Raw genomic sequence first — 16187 nt, 5'->3', positions numbered from 1 at the left:
CGGCCATGACCACCAATCGCAGGGAATTCCTGAAAACCACCGCCGTGGTCGGCGGCGGACTGACGCTGGGCGTGTTCCTGCCCGCGCAACTGGACCAGGCCGTGGCGGCCGGCACGCTGCACACGCCCAACGCCTGGGTCCACATCGCCGACGACAATACCATCACGCTGCTGTCGGCCCGTTCCGAAATGGGCCAGGGCGTCTACACTTCGATGCCGATGCTGATCGCCGAGGAACTGGGCGTGGACATCCGCAAGGTCAAAGTGGAAATCGCACCGGTGGCGCCGGTCTATACCAACGCCCTGCTCGGCGCGCAGATCACCGGCGGCTCGACCTCGGTGCGCGACGGCTGGGACAAATTGCGCATCGCCGGTGCCCAGGTGCGCACCATGCTGGTCAACGCGGCGGCGGCCAAGTGGAAACTCGACGCCGCGCAACTGCGCGCGGCCGACGGCAAGGTCACCGGTCCCGGCGGCCGCAGCGCCACCTATGGCGAACTGGCCGAGGCGGCCTCCAAACTGCCGGTGCCGGAGAAAGTGACGCTGAAACCGGCCAGGGACTTCAAGGTCATCGGCAAGCCGACCAAGCGGCTGGACACGGCGCACAAGGTCAACGGCACGGCCGAGTACGGCATCGACGTCAAGCTGCCCGGCATGGTGTACGCGTCGCTGGAGCAATGCCCGGTCATCGGCGGCAAGCCGGCCAGCTTCGACGCCGCCAAAGCCAAGGCCATGCCCGGCGTGATCGCCGTGGTGCAGATCCGCGACGGCGTGGCGGTGGTGGCCGATACCTGGTGGCATGCGAAGAAAGCGCGGGAGGCGCTGGCGGTGCAATGGGACGAAGGCGCGGTTGCGCGCATCAGCAACGCCTCGATGCAGGACGGTATCCGCAACGCCAGCGACGCCACCATCCCGATCAAGCAAACCGGCGACGCCAGGGCCGCGCTGGGCAGCGCCAGCAAGAAACTCAGCGCCGAATACTGGTCGCCGCTGCTGGCCCACGCGACCATGGAGCCGCAGAACTTCACCGCCTCGTACAAGGATGGCAAATGCCTGGTGATCGGGCCGGCGCAATACCAGCAAGGCACCCAAGGGAATGTCGCCACCGCCATCGGCCTCAAGCCGGAAGACGTGACGGTGAAAACCACCTTCCTCGGCGGCGGTTTCGGCCGCCGGCTGGAATATGACTTCGCGGTGCAGGCGGCCGAGATTTCCAAGGCGGTCGGCAAACCGGTCAAGCTGCTGTGGACGCGCGAGGACGACACCACGCATGACTTCTACCGGCCGATGGCGCTGCACCGCATGACCGGCGGCCTCGACGCCAGCGGCAAGCCGGTGGCGCTGACCTTGCAGCTGACCTCGCAATCGATCACGCAGCGCGCCTTCGGCCTGCCGAAGGGCACGCTGGATCCGTTCATGGCCGAAGCGGCGGTGGTCGGCTACGACATTCCCAATATGACGCAGGAACTGATCGAACACGACAGCGGGCTGCGGGTGGGCTACTGGCGCTCGGTCAGCCACGCGCTGAACGCGTTTGCCAACGAGAGCTTCATCGACGAGATGGCGGCGGCGGCCGGCAAGGATCCGTACCAGTTCCGCCTGGCGCTGCTGGGCCAGCAGCCGCGCTTTGCCAAGGTGCTGAAGCTGGCGGCGGACCAATCCGGCTGGGGCAAGCCGCTGCCGAAAGGCCACTATCGCGGCATCGCGCTGATGGAGGGCTACGACACGTATATGGCGCAGGTGGCCGAGATTTCGGTCGACAAGGACCACGCCATCAAGGTGCACCACGTGTGGGTGGCGGCCGACCTGGGCCAGATGATCAATCCGGACACGGTGGAAGCGCAAATCCAGTCCAGCATCGCCTTCGGGCTATCGTCGGCGCTGGGGGCGGAGATCACGCTGGACAAGGGACGCGTGCAGCAGACCAACTTCCACGACTACCCGGTGCTGCGCATGAACGAGATGCCGAAGATCGACATCACGCTGGTGCCCAGCAGCGAGAAGCCGGGCGGCATCGGCGAACCGGCGACGGCCCTGATCGGCCCCGCCGTCGCCAACGCCCTGTTCGCCGCCACCGGTAAACGCGTGCGCCGGCTGCCGTTATCCGCACAACACATCCAGTCCGCCTGATGCAGGCTTGATGCATAAAAATCATCGGCGGGCCATGCCAGTTTCCAGCGCACGGCTTGCCGGTCATCTATAATGGCTGTTTCGCCCAACAAAATCAGCCATATCATGGAATTAGCCAAGTCTTTCGAGCCTGCCGACATTGAACAGTTCTGGCGCACCGAGTGGGAAGCGCGCGGTTACTACACCGCCACCCTCGACGCCGGCAAACCTTCTTTCAGCATCCAGCTGCCGCCGCCGAACGTCACCGGCACCTTGCACATGGGCCATGCATTCAATCAGACCATCATGGATGGCCTGACCCGTTACCATCGCATGCTCGGCCATAACACCGCCTGGATTCCGGGCACTGACCACGCCGGTATCGCCACCCAGATCGTGGTGGAACGCCAGCTGGACGCGCAGAAAATCTCGCGCCACGACCTCGGCCGCGAAGAGTTCATCAAGAAGGTCTGGGAGTGGAAAGAGAAATCCGGCTCCACCATCACCGGCCAGATGCGCCGCCTGGGCGCCTCGCCGGACTGGAAACGCGAATACTTCACCATGGACGAGACCCGTTCCAAAGTGGTGACCGATGTCTTCGTGCGCCTGCACGAGCAAGGCCTGATCTACCGCGGCAAGCGCCTGGTCAACTGGGACCCGGTGCTGGGCACCGCCGTCTCCGACCTGGAAGTGGTGTCGGAAGAGGAAGATGGTTCGATGTGGTACATCAAGTACCCGCTGGCCGACGGCAGCGGCTCGCTGACGGTCGCCACCACCCGCCCTGAAACCATGCTGGGCGACGTCGCCGTGGCGGTCGATCCGACCGACGAACGCTATCAGGCGCTGGTCGGCAAGATGCTGACGCTGCCGCTGGTCGGCCGCGAAATCCCGATCATCGCCGACGAATACGTCGACAAGGCCTTCGGCACCGGTTGCGTGAAGATCACCCCGGCGCACGACTTCAACGACTACGCCGTCGGCCAGCGCCACAAGCTGGCGATGCCGTCGATCCTGACGCTGGAAGCCAAGATCACCGACGACGCGCCGGCAGCCTATCGCGGCCTGGACCGCTTCGTGGCCCGCAAGCAGATCGTCGCCGACCTGGAAGCGCAAGGCCTGCTGGTCGAAGTCAAGCCGCACAAGCTGATGGTGCCGCGCGGCGACCGCACCGGCGTGGTCATCGAGCCGATGCTGACCGACCAGTGGTTCGTCGCCATGAGCAAGCCGGCGCCGGAAGGCACGTTCTTCCCGGGCAAATCGATCGCCGAAACGGCGCTGGAAAAAGTCGCCAGCGGCGACATCAAGTTCGTCCCTGAAAACTGGAGCAACACCTACAACCAGTGGCTCAACAACATCCAGGACTGGTGCATCTCGCGTCAACTGTGGTGGGGCCACCAGATCCCGGCCTGGTACGACGACAACGGCAATATCTACGTCGCCAAGACCGAAGCGGAAGCCGTTGCCAAGGCCGCCGCGCAAGGCGTCACCACGCCGCTGCGCCGCGACAACGACGTGCTGGACACCTGGTTCTCGTCCGCGCTGGTGCCGTTCTCGACCCTGGGCTGGCCGGAAGAGACCCCGGACCTGAAAGCCTTCCTGCCCTCGTCGGTGCTGGTGACCGGCTTCGACATCATCTTCTTCTGGGTGGCGCGCATGGTGATGTTCACCCTGCACTTCACCGGCAAGGTGCCGTTCGAGACCGTCTACGTGCACGGCCTGGTGCGCGACTCGCAGGGCCAGAAGATGTCCAAGTCCAAGGGCAACACGCTGGACCCGATCGACCTGATCGACGGCATCGGCATCGAGGCGCTGGTGCAGAAACGCACCACCGGCCTGATGAACCCGAAGGCAGCCGAGAAGATCGCCAAGGCCACCCGCAAGGAATTCCCGGAAGGCATCGCCGCCTACGGCACCGACGCGGTGCGTTTCACGATGGCTTCGTACGCCTCGCTGGGCCGCAACATCAACTTCGACTTGGGGCGCGCCGAAGGCTACCGCAACTTCTGCAACAAGCTGTGGAACGCCACCCGTTTCGTGATGATGAACACGGAAGAGAAGGATTGCAGCGCCAGCGACGCCGACCTGTCCAACGCCGACAAGTGGATCATCTCGCTGCTGCAAAAAGCCGAGCTGGACGTGGCCAAGGGCTTTGCCGACTACCGCTTCGACAACATCGCCTCGACCATCTACAAGTTCGTCTGGGACGAGTATTGCGACTGGTATCTGGAAGTGGCCAAGGTGCAGGTGCAAAACGGCACCGAAGGCCAGCAACGCGCCACCCGCCACACGCTGCTGCGCGTGCTGGAAGTGGTGCTGCGCCTGGCCCATCCGGTGATTCCGTTCGTGACCGAAGCGCTGTGGCAAGCCGTGGCGCCGCTGGCCGGCAAAACCGGTGACTCGATCATGCTGCAACCGTACCCGATCGCCAACACCGCCAACATCGACGAATCGGCCGAAGCATGGATGCAACAGCTGAAAGCGCTGATCGACGCGACGCGTAATCTGCGCGGCGAAATGCAGCTGGCGCCATCGCTGCGCGTGCCGCTGATCGTCGAGCCGGGCAGCGCCGCCGACAAGCAAGCGCTGGCGCTGTGCGCACCGTACATCCAGGCGCTGGGCAAGCTGGCCGAAGTGCAGATCGTCGACGCGCTGCCGGATTCGCCGGCCGCCGTGGCCGTGGTCGGCACGACCAAGCTGATGCTGAAAGTGGAGATCGACGTCAAGGCCGAGCGTGAGCGCCTGAGCAAGGAGATCACGCGTTTGGAAGGCGAGATCAACAAAGCCAACGGCAAACTGTCGAACGAAAGCTTCGTGGCCCGTGCGCCGGCCGAAGTGGTGGCGCAAGAGAAGGAACGCGTCGCCAACTTCTCCGCCACGCTGGACAAGATGCGCGAACAGATCGCCAAGCTGCCCGCAGCTTGATGAATCAAAAGGCCGCTCAGTTGTGAACTTAGCGGCCTTTTTTTATCGCGCCAGCAATTCGGCGTAGCGGGCGATATCGACGTTGCCGCCGCTGATGATGATGCCGACGCGCTTGCCTTGCAGCTGCGCCTTCATCGCACGCGCCGCAGCCAGGCCCAGCGCACCGGTCGGCTCCACCACCATCTTCATGCGCTCGGCGAAGAAGCGCATGTCGGCGCGCAGCTGTTCGTCGCTGGCGGTCAGGATGTCATCGACGTCGCGCTTGATGATCGGGAAAGTCAGGTTGCCCAGGTGCTGCGTCTGCGCGCCATCGGCAATCGTCTTCGGCGTCTCGATGTGCACGATGCTGCCGCTGCGGAACGATTGCTGGCCGTCGTTGCCCGCCTCCGGCTCCACGCCAAACAGCTTGGCCGAAGGCGACAATGCCCGCGTCGACAGCGCCGTGCCGCTCAGCAGGCCGCCACCGCCCAGCGGCGCGAACACATAATCCAGCCGCCCCACTTCTTCAAACAGCTCCTTTGCGGCCGTGCCCTGCCCGGCGATCACGTCCGCATGGTCGTACGGCGGAATCAAGGTCAGGCCATGCCTGGCGGCGAGGTCGCGACCGATCTGTTCGCGGTCTTCCGTATAGCGGTCGTAAATCACCACTTGCGCGCCGTAGCCGCGCGTGGCGGCCACCTTGGCGGCCGGCGCATCATGCGGCATGACGATGGTGGCCGGCATCCCCAGCAGCCTGGCCGAGAGCGCAATCGCCTGCGCGTGATTGCCCGACGAGAACGCCACCACGCCGGCCTTGCGCTGCTCCGGCGTGAACCTGGCCAGCGAGTTGTAGCCGCCGCGGAATTTGAACGCCCCCATGCGCTGGTAGTTTTCGCACTTGAAGAAGATCTCCGCGCCCAGCTCGGCGTTGGCGGTGCTGGAGCTCAGCACCGGCGTGCGGTGCGCGACGCCGGCAATGCGCTCCGACGCGGCAACCACGTCTTCAAAGGTAGGCAGTTTCTGTTCGCTCATGATGATTCCTGTGGTGATTTAGCGGGCGTCGTTGTAGACGGTGGCGCGGGAGACGTTGAGATAGGCGGCGACGATGTCCATCGCCCGCCGCACATCGCTGAGGCCGGCTTCTTTCAGCTCGCGCATCAGCGCCTTGCGCTCCTCGGCTTTCAGCGCGCGCGGGGTGGTGCCCAGACGGGCGGCAAACTGGTCGATGCGCTGGCGGATGGCGTCGGCGCCGGCCGGCGCCATGGTTTCGCTGACGGCGATGGCCGTGTCGACGCTGCCGAATTGCGTCAGCATGCTGTTGAGGCTGCGGAAAACGGTCAGGTCCACATTCAGGCACAGCGCGGCGATGTACTGTCCCTCGCTGTCCTTGATGCCGACCGACGTGCTCTTGGCCAGGCGGCCATCGGGGAAGGTGTTGGGATAGTTGGCGATGACCTGCTCGAAGGCCGGATCGGCCGCGCGCGCTAGGCCGAGCTCGGTGGCGGGCGCGCCGACTGCGCGGCCGGACAGGTTGTTGTGGATCGCCAGGATGGCGTGTTCCGGCTGGGTCAGGTCGTGCAGCACCACTTCGCAAAACGGCGCCAGCGTCTTACCCAAGCCCTCGGCCACCTGCTGCAGTTGCACCAGCAGGTTTTGATGTTCAGATGTTTTCGTCATCTGAACATATTATCTCATTTTAGACTTTTCGTGCAATCACGGTCCGGGTTGCCGTTCCTCGACGTTTTCACGCGGTTCCTTTTGCATAACGCCGCTGCTGGACTGACGGCTGTCGGTGCTGTTGCCGCCCAGTGCCGGCGTCGGGTGACGCTCGGGGCCGCTGTTCGTCTTCGGCGGCGCGCCCTTGTCGACGCCGGCGCCGCTGGTGGCGCCTTCGGTGCCCGCCGGGCTGCCGGCGATGCCATCGGCGGCGCCGGGACCACCGATTGATTGATCATGCTGAGTCATGGCAATTCTCCTATGTGAGTGGAGCCATGCTAGCGGCGCACCCGGAGTGCCGCCATCGGCGCGCGCCGCACGGGGCTGTAGGAAATTGGATGAGAGCCTCTAATTAGCACGGTCGGTCAGTTCGTATAATAGTCCCACACAATAACTATCTGGAGACCCAAAATGAAAATCCTCGCTTTTCTCGCCGCCGCCGTCCTGAGCATCTCCCCGGCGTTTGCCGACAACACCTCGCCGGTCGGCCTGTGGAAGAACATTGACGATGTCAGCGGCAAACCCAAGGCGCTGATCCGCATCACCGAGTCGAATGGCGTCCTGCAAGGCAAGATCGAGCAGCTGTTCCGCGAGCCGAATGAAGACCCGGCGCCAAAATGCGATAAATGCGACGACGCCCGCAAGGACCAGCCGGTGCTGGGCATGACCATCCTGTCCGGCCTGAAGAAAGACGGCGATGAATATGCCGGCGGCGAGATTCTTGACCCGAACAACGGCAAGGTCTACAAGAGCAAGATGCACCTGACCGACGGCGGCAAGAAACTCAGCGTGCGCGGCTACATCGGCGTACCGATGCTGGGCCGCTCGCAAGTCTGGGTGCGCCAGGAGTAATCACGGTTTGACGCCTTTGCCGGTGGCAGTCCACCAGATGCCGCCCATCAGGTGCGCCAGGTATTGCGGGTCCTTGTACATATTGCCGTCGTGCCCCAGCGCGGTGACGAACACGCGGCTCTTGTCGACGTAGTGATACCAGCTGACCGGATGCTCCTTGCCCATGCCGTGTGACACCTGCCCCGGCCAGATCCTGGTCGGGTCGTAGCTGGTCTCGTCGACGTTCAGCACCGGGTGGATCCTGATCTGGTACGGATCGTCGAACACATACCATTCATCGCTCCAGATCCAGTGATCCGGCAGGCCGAAGGTGGCGGGAAATTTTTTATCGACCACGTCGGCCACGCCGGTTTGCAGCATCGGATGGGTGCCGACGTGGCGGCCGATCAGCTGTTCAAACCACGGCCAGGTGTTGGGCGGAATGATCAGCGAACGGTGCACCAGCATGGCGTTGCCGCCGTGCTGCATATACGCTTCAAACTTCTTGCGGCGCGCCTCGTTCAACTCTTCCGGCGGCGCGTTGAGGAACATCACGGCGGCATACTGGTTCAGGTCGCCATCGAAGACTTCCGGCTTGTTGGTGTAGGTCATTTCGAAGGCGTGCAGCTTGCCCAGCTTTTCCAGACTGTCGCGCGCTACCGGAATGTATTCGTAGTGGTACTTGCTGGGCATGGCCAGCACCAGGATTTTGTACTGGGTGTCGGCGTGGGCACCGGCCATCATCATCATCATCATCGTCATCAGACCGGCCACCAAGGCCAGCAAGCGTTGCTTCATCGTCTCCTCCTTAAGTTAGCGCTACCATTTTGTCATAGTCTAACGCAAGGTGATACGATTTGGCCAAATGAAAATATTCTCAACGTCGTCGGCCTGCTGGCGGTGATGTCGGGCTTGCTTTCGTGCCGACAATGCGCATCGACGAGGAGTGATTACGTGGCCTGCTTGGTCGGCATGACGACCACCTGTTGCAGGTTTACATGCTTAGGCTGCGCCGCCAGGAAAGCGACCACTTCCGCCACGTCCTGCGGCTGCAGGAATTCCATGTTCTGCGCCACACCGGCGATCCAGTCCTTGGCACCCTGGAAGGTCCAGTGGCCTTGCAACTCGGTCTCGGTGATGCCCGGTTCGATCAGCGACACGCGGATATCCTTGGGACCCAGTTCCGCGCGCAGGTGGCGGCTCAGGTGGCTGACATAGGCCTTGGTGCCGCTGTAGACCGCGAAGTACGGATAGATATTCTGCGCGGCGATTGACGAGGTGTTGATCAGATCCACCGTGGCGCCCTGCGCCGCGCTCTTGACCAGGTGCGGCACGAAGGCCGAGATCACGCGCATCACGCCGGTCACGTTCAGGTCGATCTGGTGCTCCCACACCTCCGTTTCACGCGCCTCGATGGCACCCGGCAGCATCACGCCGGCATTGTTGAAGACTAGGTTGGCCGGGCCGTAAGCGCGCTCCACGGCGGCGGCGGCGGCATCGACCGACGCCTGGTCGGTGACATCGACCCCCAGCGCCAGCGCCTCGCCACCGGCGGCGCGGATGTCGCTCACAACCTGGTCTAGCACTTCCTTGCGACGCGCCAGCAAGGCGACTTTGGCGCCGCGTGCGGCCAGCAGTTTGGCGGTGGAAAGGCCGATGCCGCTCGAGGCACCGGTAATAACAGCAACGCGATTGTTCATGGTAGTTCTCCTGTTGGGTTAAAAGACAGGTGAACTATAGGCGCGCTATCACAACCAAAGTAGTAGCAATAAGCCGTTACAGTGGAAACTTAAAGTTGATATAAAACTCCTGGCTATCGAGCAGGCGTTCGACGATGAAGTCGACAAAGCGCCGCACCCGGCCCGGCATGTCGGACCGCTGCGGGAAGTACAGGTAAAAACCCATGCGCTCGCTAAGGTATTCGGTCAGCAGCGGTTGCAACTGGCCGGCGCGGATGGCGGCGCTGGCGTTGATGCTGTCGATCTGGCCGATGCCGATGCCGGCCAGCACGGCGTGCATTTCGGTGTCTGGATCGTTGCTGAGCAGGACCGGCTGGACGTGGTGGAACACCGTCTCGCCATCGATCTCGAATTCCCACGCCATGGCGCGTCCACTGCCCGGCTGGCGATAGGCGGTGCAGCGGTGCGCCGCCAATTCCTGCAGATTGCGCGGCGCGCCGTGGCGTTGCAGATAGGCCTGTGAAGCGCAGACGATTTGCTGGACCGGAAACAGCCGCCGGCTGACGATCTGCGCTTCCGGCGCATTGCCGCCGCGGAAGCCGACGTCGATGCGGTCCTGCACCAGATCGCTGAAGCCGTCGTCCTGCACCAGGTTGATCTGGATGCCCGGATAGGCCAGCTGAAACTCGGCCACCAGCGGCATCAACACGCGCCGCGCAATCGAGCCGGACGCGGCCACGCGGATCAGCCCCTCGTCCTCGCGCGCGGCGCTGCGGACCCGCGCCAGCGCGCCGACCACGCCATCCAGGCTGGGCTTGATCGATTCCAGCAGGCGCTGTCCCTCTTCGGTCAGCGTGCTGTTGCGCGTGGTGCGGTGGAACAGGCGCACGCCGAGGTGCTGCTCAAACTGGCGGATGGTTTTGCTGACGGCTTGCGGCGTGCTGCCCTGCGCTGCGGCGACCTTGTTGAAGCTGCCCAGTTCGGCAGCGCGGATGAAGGTCGAGATGGCGCGCAGTTCATCCATTGCTGCTGCGTTTGTGCTTGGCCAGATGGCGGTCGAGGCTGTTGGCGAAACTCTGCCGGTCAGCCTGGCTGAAGGCGGCCGGGCCGCCGGTGTCGACGCCGCTGCCGCGCAGTTCGTCCATGAAGGCGCGCATGGTCAGCATCTGCGCGATGTTGTCGTTGGTGTAGAACTCGCCGCGTGGATTGAGCGCGTAGCCGCCCTTCTTCAACACGTCCGACGCCAACGGGATGTCGCCGGTGACCACCAGGTCGCCGGCCTCCAGCAAGCGCACGATTTCCTGGTCCGCCACATCGGCGCCGGACGGCACCTGCACCGAGCGGATGAAACGCGACGGCGGCACCCGCAGCAGCTGATTGGCCACCAGCGTCACCTGCATCTGCATGCGGTCGGCCACGCGGTACAGAATGTCCTTGATGACGGCGGGACAGGCGTCGGCGTCAACCCAGATCTGCATTACAGATCGCTCCACAGCTCGCCATTCGGATTTGTGCGCGGCGGGCTCATGCCGAAATGCTTGTAGGCGGCCGGCGTCGCCACCCGGCCGCGCGGCGTGCGTTGCAAAAAGCCTTGCTGGATCAGGTACGGTTCCAGCACGTCTTCGATGGTGTCGGCCGCTTCGCCGATGGCCGCCGCCAGGTTGCCGATGCCGACCGGGCCACCGCCGAATTTATACAGCACCGCTTCCAGCAGCTTGCGGTCCATGACGTCGAAGCCGACCGTGTCGACGTCCAGCATCACCAGCGCGGCGTCGGCCACGGTCTTGGTGATTTCGCCATTGCCCTTGACCTCGGCGTAATCGCGCACACGGCGCAGCAGGCGGTTGGCGATGCGCGGCGTGCCGCGCGCGCGGCGGGCGATTTCGCGCGCGCCGTCTTCATCGATGTGGGCCTTCAGCAGCGCGGCGCTGCGGCTGACGATCTTGGTCAGTTCGTCGGTGGTGTAGAACTCCAGCCGGGCGACGATGCCGAAGCGGTCGCGCAGCGGATTGGTCAGCATGCCGGCGCGGGTGGTGGCGCCGACCAGCGTGAACGGTTGCAGGTCGAGCTTGACCGAGCGCGCGGCCGGCCCTTCGCCGATCATGATGTCGATCTGGTAGTCTTCCAGCGCCGGGTACAGGATCTCTTCGACCACCGGCGACAGGCGGTGGATTTCGTCGATGAACAGGACGTCGTTGGCTTCCAGGTTGGTCAGGATGGCGGCCAGGTCGCCGGGGCGTTCCAGCACCGGGCCGGAAGTCTGGCGCAGGTTGACGCCCATCTCGCGGGCGATGATGTTGGCCAGCGTGGTCTTACCCAGGCCCGGCGGGCCGAACAGCAAGGTATGGTCGAGCGCTTCCTTGCGCTTGCGGGCGGCGGAGATGAAGATTTCCAGCTGGTCGCGGATCTTGGACTGCCCGACATATTCATCGAGATGCTTGGGCCGCAGCGCGCGTTCGATCGCCTCTTCATTCGGCGATGAGGGGGCGGCGTCGATGATGCGCTGCTCGGTAAAACTGTCGGTCTGTATGCTCATACAGGTATTTTACCCTGCATTGAGCGATCAGCCCTTCGACAGCGCCTTCAACGCCTGCTTGATGCCGTCGGAGACGGTGGCGCCGGCGGGCACGGTTTTGAGTGCCAGCAAGGCTTCCTTGTCGGAGTAGCCCAGCGCCAGCAGGGCGTTGAGGATGTCCGATTTCGCGTCCGGCACGGCGGCGACGCCACCGGCGCCGATGTCCGCCCCCAGCTTGCCCTTCAATTCCAGCAGCAGGCGCTCGGCGGTTTTCTTGCCGATGCCGGGCACTTTCACCAACCGGCCCGCTTCCTGCAAGGTCACCGCCTGCGCCAGGTCGGCGATCGACATGCCGGACAAAATCGACAGTGCCGTGCGCGCGCCGACGCCGGTGATCTTGATCAGCTGGCGGAACACCGCGCGCTCCTCGGCATTGCCGAAGCCGAACAGCAAATGCGCATCCTCGCGGATCGCCTGGTGCGTGAACAGCACCACTTTCTCGCCCACGCCGGGCAGGTTGTAGAAGGTGCTCATCGGCACATCGACTTCATAGCCGACGCCACCTACGTCCACCAGCAATTGCGGCGGATTTTTTTCGAGCAGAATACCGGACAGACGACCAATCATGTGTGAGACCTTAGGAAAATTTAACCGACCAGGCGGCCGCGCCGCATGCGCAGCCCGGCCAGCGGGCCGTTGGCGGTGGTGTTGGTGGCGCCGGCAATCAGCGTCAGCGTTTCGCGGCTGTGGGCGTGGCAGATGGCGATGCCGAGCGCATCGGCGGCATCGGTGCCCGGCAGGCCGGGCAATTTCAGCAGGCGCGCGACCATGTCCTGCATCTGCGCCTTGACCGCGCGGCCGGTGCCCACCACCGCTTGTTTGATTTGCGTCGGCGAATACTCGGCCACGCTCAGGTCCGCCGACACCAGCGCGCAGATCGCCGCGCCGCGCGCCTGGCCCAGCAGCAGCGTCGATTGCGGGTTGACGTTGACGAACACCTGTTCGATGGCCGCGCAGTCCGGGGAATAGGTGCGCGCGACTTCGCCCACGCCGTCCAGGATCACCTTGAGCCGCGCCGGCAAACCGCCCTCGCCGCTCTTGATGGTGCCGGAGGCAATGTAGAGCAACTTGCTGCCCTGCTTGTGGATGACGCCAAAGCCGGTGGTGCGCAAGCCGGGGTCGATGCCGAGAATTATCATTAGGGGATTGTATGCACTAAGGCAAGCGTCAGCAAGCTTAGTTGCACGTCGCCCCCGCGCACGCGGGGGCCCATGGCCAAGTTGCTCAGCATGGGTTCCCGCCTGCGCGGGAACGACGCAGCGGGAAATTAATGGCGGAAGTGGCGGGTGCCGGTGTACACCATCACCACGCCGCGCTCGTCGGCGGCGTCGATCACTTCCTGGTCGCGCATCGAGCCACCCGGATGGATCACGCAGGTCGCGCCGGCGTCCACCACCACATCCAGGCCGTCGCGGAACGGGAAGAAGGCGTCCGACGCCACCACCGAACCCGCCAGCGACAAGCCGGCATTCTGCGCCTTGATCGAAGCGATGCGGGCCGAGTCGATACGGCTCATCTGGCCGGCGCCCACGCCCAGCGTCATGTTATTGCCGCAGAAGACGATGGCGTTCGATTTGACATACTTGGCCACGCGCCATGCAAACATCATGTCCTGCAGTTCCTGCTGGGTAGGCTGCTTCTTGCTGACCACCTTGACGTCGGCCAGCAGCACGTTCTTCGAATCGGCCGACTGCACCAGCAGGCCGCCGCCGACGCGCTTGAAGTCCATGGCGTTGACGCCATTGCCCAGCGGGATTTCCAGCAGACGCACATTCTGCTTGGCCGACAGGATCTGCTTGGCTTCGTCGGTGAACGACGGCGCGATCAGCACTTCCACGAACAGCTTGGCCAGCTCGGTCGCGGCGGCCGCGTCCACATCCACGTTGAAGGCGATGATGCCGCCAAACGCCGACGTCGGATCGGTCTGCAGCGCGCGCTTGTAGGCTTCGACGGCATTGCTGCCGAGCGCCACGCCGCACGGATTGGCGTGCTTGACGATCACGCAGGCGGCCGACTGCTCGAAGCCGCCCATGCTCTTCACGCATTCCCACGCTGCATCGGCGTCGGCGATGTTGTTGAACGACAGTTCCTTGCCTTGCAGCTGCTTGTAGTTGGCCAGCGCGCCATCGGTCTTGGTGACGTCGCGGTAGAACGCCGCCGACTGGTGCGGATTCTCGCCGTAGCGCATGTCCTGCACTTTTTCAAATGCCACGTTCAGCTTGGCGGGATAGGCGCTGCGGCTGCCGTGCGCACGGGTCGCGTCCAGGCTGGTCAGGTAGTTGGCGATGGCGCCGTCGTACTGCGCGGTGTGCGAGTAGACCTTGGTGGCCAGCGTGAAGCGGGTCTCGTAGCTGACGTAGCCTGGAGCGTTGTCGGTGGTCTTCATTTCCGCCAGCACCACGCCGTAGTCGGCCGGGTCGCAGATCACCACCACGTCCTTGTGGTTCTTGGCGGCGGAACGCAGCATGGCCGGGCCGCCGATGTCGATGTTCTCGATGGCGTCGTCCAGCGTGCAGTCATCCTTGGCGACCGTGGCCTGGAACGGGTACAGGTTGACCACCACCATGTCGATGGTCGGAATGGCGTGCTCTTCCAGCTTGGCCACGTGCTCAGGGAAGTCGCGGCGCGCCAGAATGCCGCCGTGAACTTTCGGGTGCAGCGTCTTGACGCGGCCGTCCAGCATCTCCGGGAAACCGGTGTAGTCGGCCACTTCGGTCACGGCCACGCCGTTATCGGCCAGCAGTTTGGCGGTGCCGCCGGTCGACAGGATGTTGACGCCCATGGCGGACAGCGCGCGGGCGAAGTCCAGCACACCGGTTTTGTCGGAGACGGAGATGAGAGCTTGTTTAATCATGGCGATGAAAGGCGAGGTGGTTGAATATTCGGTCAGCAACAGCGGCTGTCCCCAGCCACTTCATGCCGGATAGAACGGGCGCTTTTACAGCAGGCCGTGTTCCTGTAATTTCTTGCGCAAGGTATTGCGGTTGATGCCCAGCATCTGCGCGGCATGCGACTGATTGCCGTCGGCCCGCGTCATGACCACTTCCAGTATCGGTTTCTCGACGGTCAGCACGACCATGTCGTAGATGTTCGAAGCCTGTTGCTCGCCCAGGTCGGCGAAGTATTCTTCGAGACTCTTCTGGACTACTTCCTGGATACTTTCTTTGCTCATTGTCTTGTCGTTCGGCTAATTAATCTATAACGCTGGCAAATCGTCCGGCTTATGGCTGGAAACGTTTGCCCTTCTGATGATGTGACTTTTTTGTACTCTCTCGCCGCCGTTCAGGCGGCCTGCAAATCTTCAGCGAGGCGGTATTGTAACCGGTCGCCGTACCGCCATTGCGATTCGAAGAATTGGTCGACGGCAAGTAACTGTTCGTCGACGGATTCCAGCAGGTTCATTTTCTGGCGGAATTCCTCGCCGCCCTGCAGGTCGCGCACATACCAGCCGATGTGCTTGCGCGCGGTGCGCACGCCAAGGTAGTCGCCGTAGAAGGCGTAGTGGCCGCGCAGGTGTTCGTCCATCAGCGCCCGCACTTCGTCCACCAGCGGCGCCGGCAGATGCTGGCCGGTGCGCAGGTAATAATCGATCTCGCGAAAGATCCACGGCCGGCCCTGCGCCGCGCGGCCGACCATGACGGCGTCGGCGCCGGTGTAGTCCAGCACAAATTTGGCCTTCTCCGGCGAGGTGATGTCGCCATTTGCCACCACCGGAATTGAAACCGATTTCTTGACGGCCGCGATCATGTCGTACTCGGCGTCGCCCTTGTAGCCGTCGGCGCGGGTGCGGCCATGCAAGGTCAGCATGGCGATGCCGGCGTCCTCGGCGATGCGGGCGATGTTCAGCGCATTCTTGTTGTCGCGGTCCCAGCCGGTGCGGAACTTCAGCGTAACCGGCACGTCCACCGCGCCGACCACCGCATCGACGATGCGCTTGACCAGCTCTTCATCCTGCAACAGGGCCGAGCCGCACCAGGCGTTGCACACCTTCTTGACCGGGCAGCCCATATTGATATCGATGATCTGCGCGCCGCGCTCGACGTTGAAGCGCGCGCAATCGGCCAGATCCGTGGGGTCGGCGCCGGCGATCTGGACCGCCTTCGGCTCCATCTCGCCGGTGTGGTCGGTGCGGCGCGAACTCTTTTCCGTCGCCCACAGGCGCGGATTGGAGGCCGCCATTTCGGACACTGCATAACCCGCGCCCAGCTCCTTGCACAGCTGGCGGAAAGGACGATCCGTCACGCCCGCCATGGGGGCGACAAAAACGTTGTTACGCAGTAAATGAGGGCCGATTTGCACTGACGATACCTGAATGTCGGGAGAGGGAACCGTCTATTTTAACCGAAGCCCTGCTCAAATAATAAGCACTATTTTTTA

General features: G+C 63.7%; 16 protein-coding genes. 3 read left to right on the top strand and 13 right to left on the bottom strand.

The features are described from left to right. Nucleotides 1-5: 5 nt before the first annotated feature. Nucleotides 6-2129, top strand: a complete 2124-nt coding sequence (locus GTP55_RS02680; RefSeq protein WP_161043449.1) for a xanthine dehydrogenase family protein molybdopterin-binding subunit — start codon at nt 6-8, stop codon at nt 2127-2129. Nucleotides 2130-2234: 105 nt separating this feature from the next. After that, the gene (locus GTP55_RS02675; RefSeq protein WP_161043448.1) at nt 2235-5030 is read left to right on the top strand and encodes a valine--tRNA ligase; all 2796 of its coding nucleotides are present in this window, start codon (nt 2235-2237) and stop codon (nt 5028-5030) included. Nucleotides 5031-5072: 42 nt separating this feature from the next. Here the strand turns inward: GTP55_RS02675 and GTP55_RS02670 are convergent, their stop codons facing one another. Genes GTP55_RS02670 through GTP55_RS02660 form a run of 3 tightly spaced genes read right to left on the bottom strand, consistent with a single transcriptional unit; the run spans nt 5073 to nt 6974 of the window. After that, nucleotides 5073-6041, bottom strand: a complete 969-nt coding sequence (locus tag GTP55_RS02670; RefSeq protein WP_161043447.1) for a threo-3-hydroxy-L-aspartate ammonia-lyase — start codon at nt 6039-6041, stop codon at nt 5073-5075. 18 nt (nt 6042-6059) lie between these two features. After that, complete coding sequence (locus tag GTP55_RS02665; protein WP_161043446.1) at nt 6060-6686, bottom strand: helix-turn-helix transcriptional regulator; 627 nt, start codon at nt 6684-6686, stop codon at nt 6060-6062. 36 nt (nt 6687-6722) lie between these two features. After that, nucleotides 6723-6974, bottom strand: coding sequence for a hypothetical protein (locus tag GTP55_RS02660; RefSeq protein WP_161043445.1), 252 nt, complete (start codon nt 6972-6974; stop codon nt 6723-6725). Nucleotides 6975-7136: 162 nt separating this feature from the next. Here GTP55_RS02660 and GTP55_RS02655 point away from each other — a divergent pair, with 162 nt between their 5' ends. Further along, nucleotides 7137-7577, top strand: a complete 441-nt coding sequence (locus tag GTP55_RS02655; protein WP_161043444.1) for a DUF2147 domain-containing protein — start codon at nt 7137-7139, stop codon at nt 7575-7577. Here GTP55_RS02655 and GTP55_RS02650 read toward each other — a convergent pair whose 3' ends face one another. The 10 genes from GTP55_RS02650 to dusB all read right to left on the bottom strand — a co-directional run bounded on the left by GTP55_RS02650 (nt 7578) and on the right by dusB (nt 16109). Further along, nucleotides 7578-8354: a ThuA domain-containing protein gene (locus GTP55_RS02650; protein WP_161043443.1), complete on the bottom strand. Its 777-nt coding sequence runs from the start codon at nt 8352-8354 to the stop codon at nt 7578-7580. It abuts the gene before it with no gap. 152 nt (nt 8355-8506) lie between these two features. Then, a complete protein-coding gene (locus GTP55_RS02645; protein ID WP_161043442.1) occupies nt 8507-9256 on the bottom strand; it encodes an SDR family oxidoreductase in 750 nt (249 codons plus the stop codon). A 76-nt stretch (nt 9257-9332) separates the two neighbouring features. After that, on the bottom strand, nt 9333-10259 hold the full coding sequence (locus GTP55_RS02640; protein ID WP_161043441.1) for a LysR family transcriptional regulator: 927 nt from the start codon (nt 10257-10259) through the stop codon (nt 9333-9335). Continuing rightward, nucleotides 10252-10713, bottom strand: a complete 462-nt coding sequence (locus GTP55_RS02635) for a YaiI/YqxD family protein (RefSeq protein ID WP_161043440.1) — start codon at nt 10711-10713, stop codon at nt 10252-10254. Before GTP55_RS02635 ends, GTP55_RS02640 begins: the two co-directional genes overlap by 8 nt. Next, the gene (gene ruvB / locus GTP55_RS02630; RefSeq protein ID WP_161043439.1) at nt 10713-11771 is read right to left on the bottom strand and encodes a Holliday junction branch migration DNA helicase RuvB; all 1059 of its coding nucleotides are present in this window, start codon (nt 11769-11771) and stop codon (nt 10713-10715) included. The genes GTP55_RS02635 and ruvB overlap by 1 nt, the downstream gene beginning before the upstream one ends. A gap of 27 nt (nt 11772-11798) precedes the next feature. Further along, entirely contained in the window at nt 11799-12377 is a 579-nt protein-coding gene (gene ruvA, locus GTP55_RS02625) for a Holliday junction branch migration protein RuvA (RefSeq protein WP_161043438.1), read from the bottom strand. A 20-nt stretch (nt 12378-12397) separates the two neighbouring features. Continuing rightward, complete coding sequence (gene ruvC / locus GTP55_RS02620) at nt 12398-12949, bottom strand: crossover junction endodeoxyribonuclease RuvC (protein ID WP_161043437.1); 552 nt, start codon at nt 12947-12949, stop codon at nt 12398-12400. A gap of 128 nt (nt 12950-13077) precedes the next feature. Continuing rightward, nucleotides 13078-14664: a bifunctional phosphoribosylaminoimidazolecarboxamide formyltransferase/IMP cyclohydrolase gene (purH, locus tag GTP55_RS02615; protein ID WP_161043436.1), complete on the bottom strand. Its 1587-nt coding sequence runs from the start codon at nt 14662-14664 to the stop codon at nt 13078-13080. A gap of 84 nt (nt 14665-14748) precedes the next feature. Further along, on the bottom strand, nt 14749-14982 hold the full coding sequence (locus GTP55_RS02610) for a helix-turn-helix domain-containing protein (protein WP_072788986.1): 234 nt from the start codon (nt 14980-14982) through the stop codon (nt 14749-14751). A gap of 110 nt (nt 14983-15092) precedes the next feature. After that, entirely contained in the window at nt 15093-16109 is a 1017-nt protein-coding gene (gene dusB / locus GTP55_RS02605; RefSeq protein ID WP_161043435.1) for a tRNA dihydrouridine synthase DusB, read from the bottom strand. Nucleotides 16110-16187: the final 78 nt, after the last annotated feature.

Origin of the sequence: Duganella margarita (genome assembly GCF_009857535.1) — a bacterium.
GTDB lineage: Bacteria > Pseudomonadota > Gammaproteobacteria > Burkholderiales > Burkholderiaceae_D > Rugamonas > Rugamonas margarita.
Note: the sequence above shows the minus strand (reverse complement) of the source record. Positions and strands in the feature narration are given on the sequence as shown.